Origin of the sequence: Gimesia alba, assembly GCF_007744675.1 — a bacterium.
In the GTDB taxonomy this organism is placed as follows: Bacteria; Planctomycetota; Planctomycetia; order Planctomycetales; family Planctomycetaceae; genus Gimesia; species Gimesia alba.
The window spans coordinates 3,876,341-3,892,941 of sequence record NZ_CP036269.1 but is presented as its reverse complement, the minus strand read 5'-3'; the positions used below and the strand labels follow the sequence as shown (position 1 = coordinate 3,892,941).

Genomic DNA, 16,601 nt, shown 5'->3' with positions numbered 1-16,601 from the left:
GTCCTGATCCTGTTACTCACAACAAGACCTGATTTTCTGGTTAAAAATGAAATTATTTCCAGGTTGATAAGCAAAAACTGGATGTTAAATCGTCTTATCTTATAAGGATTAATGGAAATGTGCCCAAACATGGCGGAAAAATGACAAGATTACAATCAGGATTTCGATTCTAACAACTAAATGCAGCAATCTGGTATAGTAGATCACTCTTGTATTGATTTTCTGACGTTGTACAATTGACTATATACCGAACGTACTTAAGTCACAATTGTGGCTGATTTTGCATCTCTATCAGACAAGTAAACAGGACTAGGTTGCCTATCTAAAGGACTGTAGCAAAGTGTTGAGTGTTTTCCGACATCTTCACAATCGATCCTGGTTAATCCTTGTGGCGTACACCCTCGTCGTATTGCCACCCTTAGGGCACCTTTCTTACGCCCCAGTATTTGCGGCAGATTCCACAACAAAAGCACAAAACAGCCGTCTTTCCGATCAAATTGATGACTTGATCGATCAAGCTAAACAGAGAGAAGGCATCGTTTCAGCACCGCTTGCTTCCGATGCCGAGTTCATGAGACGCGTCTCCCTCGATTTGACAGGAAAAATTCCTGCTGTTGCTGAACTGCGCTCGTTTCTTTCCAATCAAGATCCTCTAAAACGGGAGAAATTGATTGATCGCTTATTAGCGAGACCAGGGTTTGTTGTGCATTTTACAAATACCTGGCGCGACATTCTGCTTCCGGAAGCAGTGACGGACCTCCAAACCCGGGCACAGGTTCCCGAGTTTGACGCCTGGTTGCGATCGCAGTTGCAAGAAAATGTGCCTTATGACGAACTGGTCAAAACAATTATCAATGCCCCACTCGATACCAATCGGAACAGGCAATCGACTGGTAACTCTCAGGACTTGACGCCCCGTGCGTATTATATCACAAAACAACTAAAACCGGAAAATCTGGCCGCGGGAACTTCACGTGCCTTCCTGGGAGTTCGAATTGAATGTGCTCAGTGTCACGATCATCCCTTTGACAATTGGAAACAGCATCAATTCTGGCAATATGCGGCATTCTTTTCGAATATTGATCAACGACAACTGAATTCACCAGAAGTCCGGGAAGTCTCAGGAAAACCACAAATAAAAATTCCCGATACAAATCGGTTGGTCGATGCGATTTTTCTTGATGGAATTCAGCCTGAATGGGACACAGAGCAGGTGAATCCCAGATCAAGACTTTCGGAATGGGTGACATCTTCTCAAAATCCTTATTTCGCGAAAGCAACAGTGAATCGAATTTGGAGTCTTTTTTTGGGTCGTGGGATCGTTGATCCGGTTGACGATTTTTCCTCGACGAATCGTGCGACACATCCAGAATTGCTGGAACTGCTCGCTCAGCGGTTTCAGGAACATCACTATGATTTAAAATATCTGATTCGTGAAATTACCAACAGTCGGACCTATCAACTCACCAGTAAACAAACCGATCCGAGCCAGACCCGTGTCGAATGGTATGGAAAAATGCCGACACGAGGATTAACGGCTGAGCAGATCTTTGCCAATCTGGTTCAGGCAACGGGCTTCTTCCGACAGACAACGGAATCAAATGCGTTATTAACTGGACCTGGAGCGAATACTCCCCAAGCAGAATTTTATGAATTATTTAAGTCCGATTCAGAAAATCAACTGGACCCCAAGGCTTCCATTCTTCAGGCACTGGCACTGATGAATGGTAATTTTATTACGAATGCAACTTCCCTTGAGCAATCAGACGTCTTTACTGCGATCGTTGACTTTCCCGCGCTTTCTGTTGAACAAAAAATAGAGGCGTTTTACCTGTCTACTTTGTCTCGATTTCCAACTGAAGCAGAGGTCGTGCGTCTGAAGACTTATATCTCAGCGGGAAATTCTGACGAGGAGAGAACGCATGCCTATTCCGATCTTTTTTGGGCGTTGTTAAACAGTAGTGAGTTTTTGCTGAATCATTGATGATGAACCATTTTGTTTGCAGATCCTGTTTTTTTGCTGCGTGCATGCTGGGAAGCATTTTCAGTTTCCGTGTGTTTGCGGGAGAGGTACATCAAGACGCTCCCACCCAACTGAATGGTCAACGGTTGATCCTGCTGGCCCCATCCGCTCCTTTTATTCTTGAATTGAATCTACAGATCGATCATGCTGATTTTTGCACCAACACGACCGATTATATTGAACGGCTTTTTCAATCATTGGACGGGAATCAAGACGAATATATTGACTTGAAGGAAATAAAAAATGTCCCCGCATTTGGAATAAAACAATTAGATCAGGGGAGCCCTGTACAGCGACTCAAATTGCTCGACACAGCACCGCAAGATAACCGATTAAGTCTCACCGAATTTGCATCGTATATTAATCGTGCACAAGGGACCGCTTTTCGAATTGCCGGTGCGCCGACTCGGAGTTCTCAGGTAATTGAGTTGTTCCGAAAACTGGACCAGAATGGGGATGGCTCAGTAAGTGATGCAGAATTCCGTGTGAGTTCTGAGACACTATTCATGTATGATCGTGACGAGGATGAAGTCCTCAATCTCGTCGAACTACGACCTTTTATGTCTGCACCAAATGCAGCTGTTAACCAGCCTGTTTCCAGGCAAACAGTTGAGACACCATTCCGCCGTCTGGATCATGATCGTTCGATCAATGGTGTGATTGATGAGTTATTCAAGAAGTATGTGGAATTCAGTAACGCAGAAAAAAATGCAATCTCCTTGGACTGTTTCAAACAAAAACGCTCTGATCTCACCGACATTCAAGAATATGATCAAAATGCTGACGGTTTTTTAGATCGGGATGAATTATTTGCTTACCTGCAAGACCCGATTGTGGACCTTCGACTCCAGGTTTCACTGCCTCGAAAGCAATCATTTCGCCCCAGTTTGAAAATTCTGGATCAGCAGTCAGACCGCGTCAACGAAATCAAGGTCAGTTCCAGTTCCAAATTAGAGTTTCGAGTTGATAGTTTGTTAATGGAGTTGAGAGTAAAGAGTTCCCGCCATATGTTTGCAGATACGGTTCGATTTTATCAGACACGATTTCGAGTGGTGGACGGTGATAAGAATGGATATTTAAGCCCTGCCGAATTTGCTCAGCTGAATCTGCCAAACACGGATTACAAAAAGGTAGATCAAAACAAGGATGAAATGTTAGTAGTCGATGAGCTCACACAGTATCTGATTAAAGACACGGCAACGGTTCAGGATCAGGTTGTGATGACCGTTGACAATGACGGCAAATCATTATTCGAAATTCTCGATACCGATTTCGATCGCCGTTTAAGTCCACGTGAACTGAAACGAAGTCGCCAACGAGTGAAGGAATTTGATGGTAATCAGGACCAGTCACTTGATCATTCCGAGTTAAGAGGTCACTTTAAGATCACAGTTGAATTGGGAAAACCGGAATTGTTTGTCTTTGATCCCCGCGTCAACTCCATGGCAATGAATCAGAATCAACCGGTACAACGAACGATCTCCGGACCGCTCTGGTTTCAAAGAATGGATCGTAATCGGGATGGCGATATTTCACGCAAAGAATTTTTGTTTGATGCCACATTATTTGATAAACTAGACCAAGATCATGATCAGTTGATCAATCCAGCAGAAGCAGACGCTTTTCAGAAAAATCAATCCAACAACTAAACATCCTCCAGCACATGAGGGTAATGAACATGGAAGACATGAAAAAATCCACACAGTTAATTGAACGTGTCCAGCGCCGTCTGTCCTTGGCGTTATGGGGTCGATCCCTGTTTATTTCCTTTGTGTGTGTCTTGACGGCTTATTTAGCACTGCTCCTTTTCAGCCGATTTTCAGGCTACTTGAGAGAGTGGTTTCCCCCTGAATCTCTTGGGATTGTTGTTTTGGGATCGCTGGTGCTGTCATTCATTCTGTTTCGGAAGCCCGAAAAAGAACAGGCTGCACGCTTAATCGATCAAAACCAGGGAACCAAGGATCTGTTTTTAACAGTCATCATGTTGGAAAAAGCAATTGGCAATTATAAACCGCTGGTAATACAGGATGCGGAAAAGAAGGCTACGAAGATTAAACCGGCAACGATTGTCGGATATCAATGGCAAAAGCGATTAGCCACCTCTTGTGCTGGGGCAGTTTTACTGTTTTTAGTCCTGGAATATGCACCACAGTTCGACCCATTCGGTGAAGTTCAGGCTGCGGAAGTGGAACAGGAAAAAGCAAAAGAATTTCAAAGTACGAAAAAAGCAACTCATGCGAGGCTGGCGGAATTAAAGAATAAAGACACGGGTCAAAGTGATGAAGAATCGAAAGATGTAAAAATGGCTGTTGAAAATCTGAAGTCAGACTTTCGAAAAATGACGCCAGGAAAAAAACAGGAAAACACGAAAACGCTGGCGGGGCATCAAAAATCTCTTGGCGGGAAATGGCGAAAAATTGCAGAAGAGAAAATGAAAAGCCTAATGATGAAGGCAGACCAATCGCAAAAATTTGGTGGGATGTCGAAAAACGAAGGCATGAAGAAGTGGAACAAGGAGTTGCAGGAAGGCTCCACTCAGTCATTGATGAAAGAAATGGATGAACTGAAAGAACAGCTGGAACGATTAACAAAAGAAACCGATCCGGTGAAACGCGAACAGCTAAAGAATGAAATCCAGAAGAAAATGAAAGAAATGGAATCATTTGCTCGCGAACAAACCAATTCCAAAGCGATGGCAGCCGCATTAAAACGGGCGATGAAGCAAATGCAAATGGCCCAGTCAAAGGGCATCAAACCTGATGAAGCATTCAAGGAAGCAATGCAATCGATGGATCTTGCTAAAATGGAGTTAAAAGAAATCGCACAATCTGCCAAAGATATGAAAAAACTGGAAGAAGCCCTGAAAGTGCTGCAGATGGCCAAAAAAGTTAATGACAAATCGGGCCTGGATGGTGAAGCATGTGAAAACTGTATGACACTTGAAGATTATGAAGAACTGTACGCACAAATGATGGGCAACATGCCTGGTGACGGAACGGGCGGCGAAGGGCAAGGAAAGGGCGGTAAAGTTGATGAAGAAGACACCGGTGATAAAGGATTTAAAACAGAGAAATCAAAATCAGCGATTACTGCGGGAAAAGTTCTGCTGTCGTTCAAAACAAAGGGGTTGAGCGATCGCGGAGAAGCACAGAAAAAATACAACAAATTATTCACGGACCTCAAACAAGGTATGAGTGAGGCAATTATTCAGGAACAGATTCCTCCTGGATATCACGATGGAATCAAAAAGTATTTCAATTCTCTTGAGAAAAAAACTGAAGAAAACGCAACTAAGAAATGAATCAAAAATCAGGGGGAGGGCTTTTTTCCGGCTGGGGTATGCTGGCAATCATTGAAGGCATTGCCATTCTGACCGTTGGATTAGTCTTTTTTTACCAGCAACAAAGCGATGCTCTCGTTGTTTACTGCGCACATGACGCCGTATTTTCGGAAGAAATATTAAACGCGTTTGAGCAAAAAACGGGAATCAAAGTTGAACCACGTTTCGATACGGAAGCAACCAAGTCGCTGGGTTTGACAAACTTAATTGTCCGGGAACAAGACCATCCACGTTGTGATGTTTTCTGGAATAACCAGACCCTGGGGACAGCTGCTCTCAAAGAGCAGGGGGTGCTGGAAGCGTATCAAGGAGATGGTTATGACAGGATTCCCGATGAGTTTAAAGACCCCGAAGGCTATTGGACCGGTTTTGCAGCGCGATTGCGCGTTTATATTACTAATACAGAAAAGATGAACGCATCCGAAGAGAGTATCGAGCAGAAGTTAGCGGGATCTCTGACTGATGTTGCAATTGCGAAGCCGCTCTATGGCACAACCTTGACTCACTTTACCGTGCTCTGTGATGCATGGGGACTGGACCGATTGAAGGCCTGGTATCACTCCCTGAAGGAACGGGGGATTCAGGAAACTTCTGGAAACGCCAGTGTGAAAAATCTGGTGGCGAATGGCACCTGTGTTTTAGGATTTACTGATACCGACGACTATTATGTCGCCGTTGATGAAGCAAAACCAGTTGCTGCGGTGCCGATCACAGTGAACGATAAGGCAATCCTCATTCCGAATAGTGTTGCCATCATCAAAGGAACAAAAAAACGTAAACAAGCAGAAGCGCTGGTAGATTTTTTACTTTCTGAAGAAGTTGAGATAAAATTGGCGCAATCACAGTCCCGTCAAATCCCTATAGGGACTGTGAACTGGGACGAGGTGCCTGAAACAGTCAAAGAATATCGACCCTACATTATCAATGCATACCCTTTAGTAAATCTGGTAAAACAGCGAGAAGAAACGCTGGCCTGGCTTAAATCGGAGTACTTGAAATGAGCCTGGCCACAGCTTGTGGCGTGACAGTGTTACGCAGTTTCTGCATTTCTATCATAGGAGTCTTTTTATCCGGACACGTATCACGGATCGTTGAGGCAGGGTATTCACGTCGTTCCCTATTTCTATTTACACTGATCTTAGTCCCTTTATTGATGCCCGAATTGATTGTGGCTTATGCCTGGCAACTCATTTCCCTCAAATTGGTGCATTATCCCTTTTTAATCGAGTTGCTTTATTCAAGCCTGGTATTACTGAAAGTGGTTCCTGTGGGAATAATCTGTTTTTGTCTATCCCCTCCCTCTGCGATTTCTCCAGAGGCTGATTTTATCAGAAAATCAGTCCGATCACCTGTAGCGCAGATTACAAAGCCTCGCTCACAATGGAATTTCTTTCTGTGGAAGACCGTGATTCGTACATTTCCGATCGGAGCGTTGTTATTTCTTTTGTCATTTCAGGAATTTGAGATGGCGTCATTGCTTTACCAGGATTCATGGACAGTCTGGATATTCGACGCGCAAGCAGGAGGTGTTCCTGTGAATCAAACTCTGTCATTTATATCAGGACCGCTCCTTATTGAATTAATTCTCATTACTGGTGTCATCTTGCTCCTGTCGCGGCTGAAGAATCAACCTGCCCTGAATCAACCATTTCAGCGCCCCAACATCTCACGTGTTTCCACAATCTTGTCATGGGGTTATGTACTTGCTGCATTTTTCCTGATCGGGTTCGTGCCGTTTATTTTCATTGGATGGGGCGGTGTGCATGCATTAGGGAGTCTTCTGCAGAATCAATTACAATTGAGGGGGACCCTACAGGAATCCGCCTGGGGGCTCGTGTATGGGTTGACCTCTGGTATTGCCGCCTGGGGGCTGGCTAACATTTTCTTTGCCACAAAGCAGAGTTCCCAAATCAAAATCCTGGGTTGTCTCTGCTGTCTACCCGGCCTTTGTGGTGCTTTGACTCTGGCGCTTTTGATAGCCTCATTATTGTTAACGAATTACGGTTATTGGCTGTACGATACTCCTCTGGCGATCATTCTCGCGATGGTGCTGTTTCTTTTTCCCAGAGCCGTTTTTTTGAAATTGATCTTTCTGCCCCAAACCAAAAACGATGCCCTCTATCTGGCGCGGCTGTTGAGTCGGTCAAAACATAAAACACAAGCACTCAAGGGAGTCCAATTACTCTGGTCAGTGAATGGAAAAATGCAATATTGGGCAATTGCGATCCTTGCCTTCTGGGCCTATTGGAATGTCACCCTCAGTTCCATATTGGCGCCAAATAAGGCGCAACCTTCAACTGTCCGCCTTTATAATCTGATGCATTACGGGCAGAATTCAATGTTGTCTGGAATCACCTTTCTCAGTCTATGCATTCCTGTTTGCGTAAGTCTGTTGCTGTTCCCGCTTGTCAAAAAACTGTGGATTTTAAGTTCAAACCGTTCGGGTCTGACTGAGACTTAATAAAACGATGACTATTGACACCTTACAATCAGATACCTTGTTGTGGTCACTGAATCATGTCAGCCTGATGTCTGCGTCCGGCGTCCGTTTAGATGGGGTTGATCTTGAGATCCCACGAGGCGTGACTGCAATCATGGGATATTCTGGCGCGGGAAAAACCTCTTTACTGAATTTACTGATCGCTTATGAAGTTCCCGATCGGGGAAACATTACTCGCACGAATGATGGGTTTCAGGCTAACGCTGATCTCGATCTGTTTTGGGTCCCCCATAATCTCGGTTTGTGGCCGCAATATACAGTTCAGGACCACTTAATGCTGGTTCACCCCAACCCTGATTCTCGACAGGAAACTGTGGACGAACTACTCACCACATTGGGTTTGACAGAGGTTCGCAATCAATACCCCGGACAAATTTCACAGGGAGAGGCTTCACGTTTAGCAGTCGCCCGGGCACTGGCCAGTAAAGCAAAAGTCTTAGTGATGGATGAGCCATTGATCCATGTCGATCAGACCCATTGGCCTTTATACTGGAATACAATCCGGGAACATTGTCAGGAAAATAATACATCGCTTGTCTTTTCAACGCATCAGCCAGAGCTTGTGTTGAGAGAAGCGGAATACGTGATTTGTCTCGACCAAGGTAAGGTTATTTATTCTGGCGAAGTAAGCGTATTGTATGATACTCCTCACTCGTATCAAGCGGCTACTTATTTGGGTCCAGTCAACGATCTTGTCTCGATGAATATTCCGTCGAAACGTCAACAAGACAACCATGAATCCAATCTGGTTCGCGCTGAGCAGATCACGTTAGACAAAGATGAACTGAGTTTGTGGGAAGTCAAATCAACTCTATTCAGTGGTTCGGTCGAAGAAGTCATTGTGACTCACAGAGAGTCCCAGGCCACCCAGACCTTGTACCATCGTCCAGTCAGGCCAGAACTGCAAAAAGGGGATCGAATTTCGATTCGCTTATTAATGTTGTTCTTGTGCCTGTTATTCAATTCAGGGTGCTCTTCTGATTCAGCACCGGAACTCGTCTTCTCCAAGATTACGCAGTGGCCGGTGCCATCGGAAGGGATCATGATTCCCGCGCCGCGCAGCGTCAATGTCGGGCCCTATGACGAACTCTATGTACTTGACAATGCTGGTCGCGTTCTGATTTATGATTCGAATAATGAATTAATCAGACAGTGGAAGATGCCCGAATCTGATGTAGGAAAGCCTGAGGGGGTCTGCTTTTTAAAAAATGGTCAAATTGCAGTTGCTGACACACATTACCACCGGGTGATATTTTTTGACGAACAAGGAAATGTTCAAAAAATCCTTGGCGAATATGGTGTTGAACCGGGACAATTTATTTACCCGGTCTCCGTAGTCCAGGATCCAGAGGGAAACATTTTTGTCTGTGAATTTGGTAAGAATAATCGGATTCAAAAATTTTCCGAGCAGGGAGAATTTCTGCTGGAATTTGGAAAAGTCGGCACCAACCCTGGGGAATTTCAGCGACCTGCCGGAATGGTTTGGCATAATGGGAAAATCTATGTCGCTGATGCGGACAATAATCGAATTCAGGTATTTTCGGATGAGGGCACATTTTTAGAAATTTTGGGCACAAAAACGGGGGGAATTCCACTCTATTACCCTTATGACATTGCCATCGACCGGACGAATGAAGTGCTCTATATCGTGGAATATGGAGCAGGTCGGGTCACTAAAACAGATTTAACCGGTAAAATATTAGGCAGATTTGGAAAAACAGGAATGCGACAAGGGGAGTTTTTAACTCCCTGGGGACTTACTGTAAATTCAAAAGATCAAGTGATCGTCGCTGACACTGGCAATCGTTTAATCGTAAAATTGATACCATGAAGATCAAAGAACTCTATCATCAATTCGTTCCACGACCGCGCATCGCTGTGACCTGGCGACGAACGATGCCATTGATCGTCTTTCTGGTTCTTTATGCGATCGTCTGTATCAGTCTTGAATTGTCAAACGTCCTGCTATTTGCCCGTCCCTGGGCTTTTGGTCTGATCCTTTTTTCAATCTGGGTCTGGTGGCTTTCTGTTGCCGGATATGGTGGTCTGAGTAGAGGCCGCGCCCTGGCTGCATTGATCTCACGCTTATTGATGCTCGGACTGTTTGTGATGTTGATTGCAGAACCACGCTCCGTTCGGGTTCGTGATGTCATCTCAGTTGTGTACGCGGTCGATCTTTCTGATTCGATTGGTGAATCTTCTGTTGATTCTGCTCTGGAATTTGTCACAAAGACGGTCACTGAAAAACCACAAACTGACGAAGCGGGGCTGGTGGTATTCGGCAGGAACTCCGCTGTCGAACTTCCGCCACGAGTTTCGTTTCCATTTGAGGCTCTGAACTCGCGAATCGATCGTGATGCCACCAATCTGCAACAGACTCTGTCCCTGGCGGCTGCCATGCTGCCTGAGGAGAATCGTGGCCGGATCGTATTGATCAGTGATGGCACAGAAACCGAAGGCTCGATTTCACAAATTCTGGAAGAGTTAAAGTCGCGGGATATTGCCGTTGATGTTTTACCCATTCAGTACGAATACGACAAAGAGGTCTGGCTGGAAAATCTGGAACTTCCCCGTTTCGTTAAATTGGGAGAAAACTACGAAGCGGCTGTTGTACTCTCTTCGTTACAGGATGGCTCCGGCAAACTGGTGCTGCGAGAGAATGGTGAGCCAATCTATGAAGAAGAGGTTTCCTTCAAAGCAGGAAAGAATCGGTTCGTGGTGCCGATTTACTTGAGAGATGCTGGCTATTATGAATATTCAGCAACAATTGAAACAAAGCGGGACGATGACCAGATTCGCGAAAATAATACCGTACTGAACTACATCTATGTCGCCGGTGAAGGCAAGGTCCTGGTGGTAACCGATCCCGTGGGAGATGATCGTGATTGGCAGTCTCTGGTGAAAGCAATTCGTGAAGGAGAGCGAAACGTCGATACGATTTCAGCATATGAGTTTCCCAGTGATTCTTTATCGCTGATGCCCTATGACGCGATCGTATTCGTCAATGTTCCCGCCGATGCGTTCAATGTGGTTCAACTGAAAGCCGTCCATGATTCGATTTTTAATCAGGGAATCGGTTTCATGATGGTGGGGGGGGAGAACAGTTATGGTCCCGGAGGTTACCATCGTACTGTAATCGAAGACGCGCTCCCCGTGACCATGGACATCACCAAGAAGAAAATACTTCCCAAGGGCGCTCTGGCGATCATTCTGCATACGTGTGAATTTCCGGAAGGCAATACCTGGGGAAAACGGATCACAAAACAGGCGATTAAGGTTTTAGGAGCCCAGGACGAAGTAGGCGTCCTGATTTATGATTTCATGGGAGGGGAAAAATGGCTATTTGAACTGACTCCCGCCGATGAGTATGAAAAAATGGTCCCCAAGATCAATGGCGCCCAAATTGGAGATATGCCTAGCTTTGCGAACACCATGGAATTAGGTCTAACAGGGCTGATCAAAAGTGATGCATCCACAAAGCATATGATTATCATTTCGGACGGCGATCCCCAACCACCGTCTCCCGCTTTAATCAAAAAGTTTCAGGACAACAAAGTCAGTGTATCGATGGTCGCGATCTATCCTCACGGAGGGCGTGATATCTCGACGATGCGAGGGATCGCCGGCGCAACCGGGGGACGCTATTATTTTCCTTCTGACCCCAACCAGTTACCTTCGATCTTTATTAAAGAATCGAAAACTCTGAAACGGAGTATGATTCAAAACGAAACCATCACTCCTGAAGTCGGCATGATTTCTCCGGTACTGAAAGGGATCCAGGAAATCCCCCCCTTGCATGGGTATGTATTAACCACGATCAAGCCAAGGGCAGAGGGGATTTTAAACGCTCCTGAAAAGAAAGAAGCAGAAGGTGAAATTGATCCGGTACTCTCTTTCTGGCGTTATGGTCTGGGAACAACGGCTGCCTTTACGTCTGATTTATCACCCAACTGGGGAGCAGATTGGGTGAATTGGGAGCATTATCGTGCATTCATCAAGCAGTTAATGATCAAGATCTCTCGCGTGCAAAAACAGGAACATCTGAAAATGTGGAGCCATACCTCTGGTAATAATGCCACAATTATGGTGGAAGATTTTCATCCTGAAGAATCGTTCCTGAATGTCGCCGCTAAAATCTCCGGTCCACATGATCGGGAAGAAACAGTCGTACTCAAGCAGGTCAGCCCCCGACGGTACCAGGCTTCGATCCCACTTTGGGGAAAAGGGCGCTATCAGGTGATGGCTGTTGGAAAAGCCGGGGACCGTGAAGATCATACAAACGGTGGATTTATCGTGCCTTATTCACCAGAATTCCTCCGTTTCCGTTCGAATCCGATTGTTCTGGAAGAAATCGCTGAACGGACCGGGGGGCAAAGGCTTGATCCAGAGAACGCAGCCAAAGTCATCTATGGTCGCCGAGATCCCAAACAGAGTTCCAATCCGGTATTTGACTGGTTACTGATTGTGCTGGCAATTTTAGTACCACTGGATGTGGGAATCCGGCGCGTTCAATTGGACTGGTATGTCATTCGAAGCTGGTTCGGCTTTGGTTCCGATAAACAAACCAGCACAGCCACGATGGGAGCCCTCTTGCAGCGAAAACAGGGGGTTGCCGAGGAAATGGACCAGAGAAAAGGAACGGCTTCCACCACAGCCGCTCAACAAAACACACAATCAAGAATTTCCAAACTGCAAGAACAGAAACAGCATTCATCTCGACAGAGTCAACCAGACAAAACCGGAAAAAAAACACCGACACAATCAGGTAATACGTCTTCAAATGCACCACCGACCGATTCTACTGAGAACCAATCGACTACGGGGCGCTTACTGGATCTCAAACGTAAACGACAATCAGACGACGAAAAACAATAGACTTTTATACCGCGGAGACAACAAATATGAACCAGCCAGAAACGACTGAAGAACCGACTGTATTGCAGGCTGAAGCAGACCACTTCAAAAAGATCTTTAATGAAGTGCGGTCTGAAGTCGCACGGATGATCATTGGCCAGGAAAGGGTCGTTGAATCAACACTCTACGCACTGTTTTGTGGCGGTAATGTCTTGCTGGAAGGCGTACCCGGATTGGGAAAAACCGAACTCGTCAAAGCGCTCTCAAAAGTGCTGGACCTGCATTTTCAGCGAATTCAGTTTACGCCTGACTTAATGCCGGCTGATATCATTGGAACCAACATCATGAGTACTGATGAAACGGGTACTTATCGATTTGAATTCCGGAAGGGGCCCATTTTTACGCAATTACTGCTAGCCGATGAAATCAATCGGGCTTCTCCCAAAACTCAATCGGCACTACTGGAGACAATGCAGGAAGGAACGGTTACAGCGGGAGGGACCCAATATCGACTGGATCAACCCTTCTTTGTAATGGCTACACAGAACCCGATCGAGCAGGAAGGGACCTATCCTTTACCTGAGGCTCAGTTAGACCGCTTTATGTTTAAAGTGAATGTTCCTTTTCCCAACCGTGATGAACTCAACACGATTGTGCAGCAAACGATTTTGAAGCAACCCGTTGAATTGAAAAAGTTATTAAACAGCGAGCAAATCCTCGAATTGCGGAGTGTGCTGGAAAAGGTCGTTGTGGTGGAACCGATCAGGGACTACGCCATTCGCCTGGTGCTTTCGACTCATCCCGGGACCGATTTTGCAACAGAAGAAATTCGTCGTTTTGTGCATTGGGGAGCCAGTCCGCGCGCTGCTCAATCACTGGTAAAAGCCGCGCGCGTCCGTGCCCTCAGTGAGGGACGTGCGCATGTCGCCTTCGAAGACATTCGCTATTTTGCAAACGAAGTGCTTCAGCATCGTGTCTTGCTCAATTACGATGGTCAGGCAGAAAACATTATTGTAGAAGACTTGATTACCCAGATTTGCAAAGAACTACCAGAGAAGGACTAAGCGTCAGTGTCAGAGGGAACTCAATTCAATCAATTTACATCGCTCTTTGATAACAAGACGTTATCGATGCTGGAGAGAATGCGCTTAAACCCCACGCGCCGACTGACAAATCGAAGTCGCGGCGAGCATCTTTCTGGTAAAGGCGGCACCAGTACCGAGTTTTCCGATTATCGAAACTACGTTCCCGGCGATGATGTGCGTTATATTGACTGGAATATTTTCTCGCGGTTAAACCGTCCTTTCATGAAACAATACCAGCATGAAGAAGAAATGCATGTCGTCCTGATTTTGGACGCCTCATCCTCAATGGAATACGAAGACAAAATTTTACGCTGCAAACAGTTGGCTGCTGCGTTTGGCGTAATGGGGCTGTTAAACTTTGAAAAAGTCAGTGCTTACGTATGTAATCAAAAAGGGAGACGGCCGGATAAATTTTCACCTGCGACTGGTCGCATCAGTATGAAGCGCCTGTTTGATTTTCTGACTCAAATTGAAGCAGGTGGCGATTCTCCAATTGAACAGGCAGTGGAAGATGTCTTACGCACACATCGAGGAAGAGGGATTGCCGTCGTGCTTTCCGATTATGAGTCTTTTGGCGACTTACAACGCCCTTTTAACATGCTGTATAGCGCAGGCCTGGAGCTGTTTGGTGTTCAGATATTAGGTCCTTCGGAAATTAACCCGGAAATCAATGGTGATTTACGTCTGGTTGACAGCGAAAGCGGTCAGACTCTGGATATCTCATCTGCTGGTGACTTACTCGGTTTGTATCATGAGCATCGGGTGTTACTGGAAGAGCATCTGGCAATGCTTTGTCGCCAGCGTTCCGGCCGTTTTTTGACCATCAATAGTGGCGATTCCCTGGAGCATGTCTTATTTGATCAGCTAAGGCGAAAGGGGTGGGTCTTATGAATTTTTGGCCTGGCTTTTATTCGCTTCAGGGAGCATGGTATCTATTGCTGTTGCTGCCTTTGATTATCTTCTATTTTCTGAAGTTGAAACGGCCGCATAAGCGTGTTCCTTCGCTGGCGCTGTGGAGCCAGGTCATTAACGACCGCCGCGTGAATTCTCCCTTCCAGAAATTTAAACGCAGCATCTTGCTATTACTGCAAATTTTATTACTGCTTTTTTTAGTGTTATCTCTGATGCAGCCATATATCCAAAGTGGGGCAGAGCGTGCGGAGTATTTACCGATTCTGATTGACTGTTCTGCCAGCATGGGAGCCAAAGATCCAGCAACAAAACAAACACGCCTTGATCTGGCAAAAGAACGTGTGACCGAACTCATTGAAAACCTGCTTCCAGATCAACGAGTTTCCTTAGTCGCTGTCAGCTCAACAGCCCGTAGATTAACCGACTTTACCGACAACCAGCGGGTCTTAAAACAGGCTTTGGCTGGCTTAACCGTAGATGATGTGCCAAGTCAACTGGAAGATGCATTACGGATGACACAGGCGCTTTCTCGAACCGCACCGATTAAAACAGTTCTTTTTTATTCGGATGGCAATTTCCCGAAAGAAGTGAATTTTGAGCTGCCATTTGAACTGAATTATCAGCGGCTTCCCCCCGCAGGATCAAATCTTGGAATTACTTCTTTTAACGCACGGAAAAATCAGACTGGAAACTGGGATATTTTTATTCGGATTGAGAACTCTGGTAACTCTGACACTCCGGCGACTGTCGAATTACTTCAGGATGGTCAGAGTGTTGCTAAAGAAGAGGTGGTCTTAGGTACTGGGGATTCGCAACGACTGGAATTCTCAATTAATTCCGACAATGCTTCTTCGCTGGAAGCTGTCTTAACGCCAAGCGCTTTTGACAGTTTGTCTTCTGATAATCGCGCTTTTCTTAAAATCCCTCGGGCACGTTCCTTGCTTGTGTTCATCGATCCTGATCTTTCGAGTTATCGATACGCGCTCGCCGACAATAAAGAACTGGAGTTGTACCCGGAAGCGGGAGAAACAGTTGGCCCCCCGGAATATGATTTAATTATTTCAGCATCAGAAAAGAATTTTGAGAAACAGGCTCTTGTAAAACTGGGAGTCGGTTTTGTTCCAGAGGATTTAAAGAAATATATTAACATCGAAACTAAGTTAACTGATGTTGTTGACTGGAATCGTAGTTCTTCATTCTTAAGACACGTTGAATTGAACGACGTGCAGATCACAGAACAACCAGTCTGGGCCGAGAACGCCAGCGTTGAGAATCTGGAAGAATTAGGTTACGAAGTCGTAGTCCATGGCCGTCTGGGCCCATTATTATTGCAAAAACGGAATGCCGGCGATCTGGAATTTTATTTTCTGTTCAACACAGACCGCTCGACGATGCCGTATCGAGTCGGATTTCCGATTATGGTCTCAAATCTGATCCAACTGACGATGCAGGAAGCAGGGATTGCTGAAGTTCAAGCAGCGGCGACTCCTGTTTTACCGGCTGTCGAATATCTCCCGGAAAAGAAGTACCAAATCAAAACGCCGACTGGCAAAGAGTTGAGTACCGAAAGTAATAAATATGGCCTTGTTTCGGGGATCGCCGCTTTGCACATTGGCAAATATGTTATCAGTGGCGAGGGAGCAGATTCAGACGAGATAAGTGTCAGTTTATTGAACCCTTTAGAAACGTCTCTCGTTTCAGTTGAAGAGATCCAATTTAGTGAAGTGCCCGTTACAGCGGCCCAAACACAAATAGATAGCGACAAGCCTTTATGGAGCGAGTTCGCGCTCATTGCTTTTGTATTACTGCTGGCAGAGTGGTGGTATTTTCAACGCCGACCTGCCGGTATCCCTTCCTGAGTCACAAATATAGACTGGAATTATTTAA

10 protein-coding genes are annotated in these 16,601 nt (G+C 45.6%); all 10 read left to right on the top strand.

Annotated elements, in window-relative coordinates:
• The first annotated feature begins 388 nt into the window (after positions 1–388).
• Positions 389–1,984: a DUF1549 and DUF1553 domain-containing protein gene (locus Pan241w_RS14605; protein WP_197999933.1), complete on the top strand. Its 1,596-nt coding sequence runs from the start codon at positions 389–391 to the stop codon at positions 1,982–1,984.
• Entirely contained in the window at positions 1,984–3,672 is a 1,689-nt protein-coding gene (locus tag Pan241w_RS14600; RefSeq protein ID WP_145217059.1) for an EF-hand domain-containing protein, read from the top strand. Before Pan241w_RS14605 ends, Pan241w_RS14600 begins: the two co-directional genes overlap by 1 nt.
• A gap of 332 nt (positions 3,673–4,004) precedes the next feature.
• Positions 4,005–5,324: a hypothetical protein gene (locus tag Pan241w_RS14595; RefSeq protein WP_145217057.1), complete on the top strand. Its 1,320-nt coding sequence runs from the start codon at positions 4,005–4,007 to the stop codon at positions 5,322–5,324.
• On the top strand, positions 5,321–6,364 hold the full coding sequence (locus tag Pan241w_RS14590) for an extracellular solute-binding protein (RefSeq protein WP_145217054.1): 1,044 nt from the start codon (positions 5,321–5,323) through the stop codon (positions 6,362–6,364). Before Pan241w_RS14595 ends, Pan241w_RS14590 begins: the two co-directional genes overlap by 4 nt.
• A 464-nt stretch (positions 6,365–6,828) precedes the next feature.
• Positions 6,829–7,824 carry a hypothetical protein gene (locus Pan241w_RS14585; RefSeq protein WP_145217052.1) on the top strand — a complete coding sequence of 332 codons (996 nt, stop codon included), beginning with the start codon at positions 6,829–6,831 and terminating at the stop codon, positions 7,822–7,824.
• Positions 7,825–7,831: 7 nt separating this feature from the next.
• Positions 7,832–9,694, top strand: coding sequence for an ATP-binding cassette domain-containing protein (locus Pan241w_RS14580; protein ID WP_145217049.1), 1,863 nt, complete (start codon positions 7,832–7,834; stop codon positions 9,692–9,694).
• The gene (locus Pan241w_RS14575; RefSeq protein WP_145217045.1) at positions 9,691–12,738 is read left to right on the top strand and encodes a VWA domain-containing protein; all 3,048 of its coding nucleotides are present in this window, start codon (positions 9,691–9,693) and stop codon (positions 12,736–12,738) included. Before Pan241w_RS14580 ends, Pan241w_RS14575 begins: the two co-directional genes overlap by 4 nt.
• Before the next feature lie 26 nt (positions 12,739–12,764).
• On the top strand, positions 12,765–13,781 hold the full coding sequence (locus tag Pan241w_RS14570; RefSeq protein ID WP_145217042.1) for an AAA family ATPase: 1,017 nt from the start codon (positions 12,765–12,767) through the stop codon (positions 13,779–13,781).
• A 6-nt stretch (positions 13,782–13,787) separates the two neighbouring features.
• Positions 13,788–14,693 (top strand): DUF58 domain-containing protein, encoded by a 906-nt coding sequence (locus Pan241w_RS14565; RefSeq protein WP_145217037.1) that lies wholly within the window; start codon positions 13,788–13,790, stop codon positions 14,691–14,693.
• Positions 14,690–16,573, top strand: a complete 1,884-nt coding sequence (locus Pan241w_RS14560) for a vWA domain-containing protein (RefSeq protein WP_145217034.1) — start codon at positions 14,690–14,692, stop codon at positions 16,571–16,573. Before Pan241w_RS14565 ends, Pan241w_RS14560 begins: the two co-directional genes overlap by 4 nt.
• Positions 16,574–16,601: the final 28 nt, after the last annotated feature.

Bases quoted from the DNA above. Each gene is read 5' to 3' on its own strand.
- Pan241w_RS14600 (WP_145217059.1), top strand. From the start codon at position 1,984: ATGATGAACCATTTTGTTTGCAGATCCTGTTTTTTTGCTGCGTGCATG.
- Pan241w_RS14595 (WP_145217057.1), top strand. From the start codon at position 4,005: ATGTTGGAAAAAGCAATTGGCAATTATAAACCGCTGGTAATACAGGAT.
- Pan241w_RS14590 (WP_145217054.1), top strand. From the start codon at position 5,321: ATGAATCAAAAATCAGGGGGAGGGCTTTTTTCCGGCTGGGGTATGCTG.
- Pan241w_RS14585 (WP_145217052.1), top strand. From the start codon at position 6,829: ATGGCGTCATTGCTTTACCAGGATTCATGGACAGTCTGGATATTCGAC.
- Pan241w_RS14580 (WP_145217049.1), top strand. From the start codon at position 7,832: ATGACTATTGACACCTTACAATCAGATACCTTGTTGTGGTCACTGAAT.
- Pan241w_RS14575 (WP_145217045.1), top strand. From the start codon at position 9,691: ATGAAGATCAAAGAACTCTATCATCAATTCGTTCCACGACCGCGCATC.
- Pan241w_RS14570 (WP_145217042.1), top strand. From the start codon at position 12,765: ATGAACCAGCCAGAAACGACTGAAGAACCGACTGTATTGCAGGCTGAA.
- Pan241w_RS14560 (WP_145217034.1), top strand. From the start codon at position 14,690: ATGAATTTTTGGCCTGGCTTTTATTCGCTTCAGGGAGCATGGTATCTA.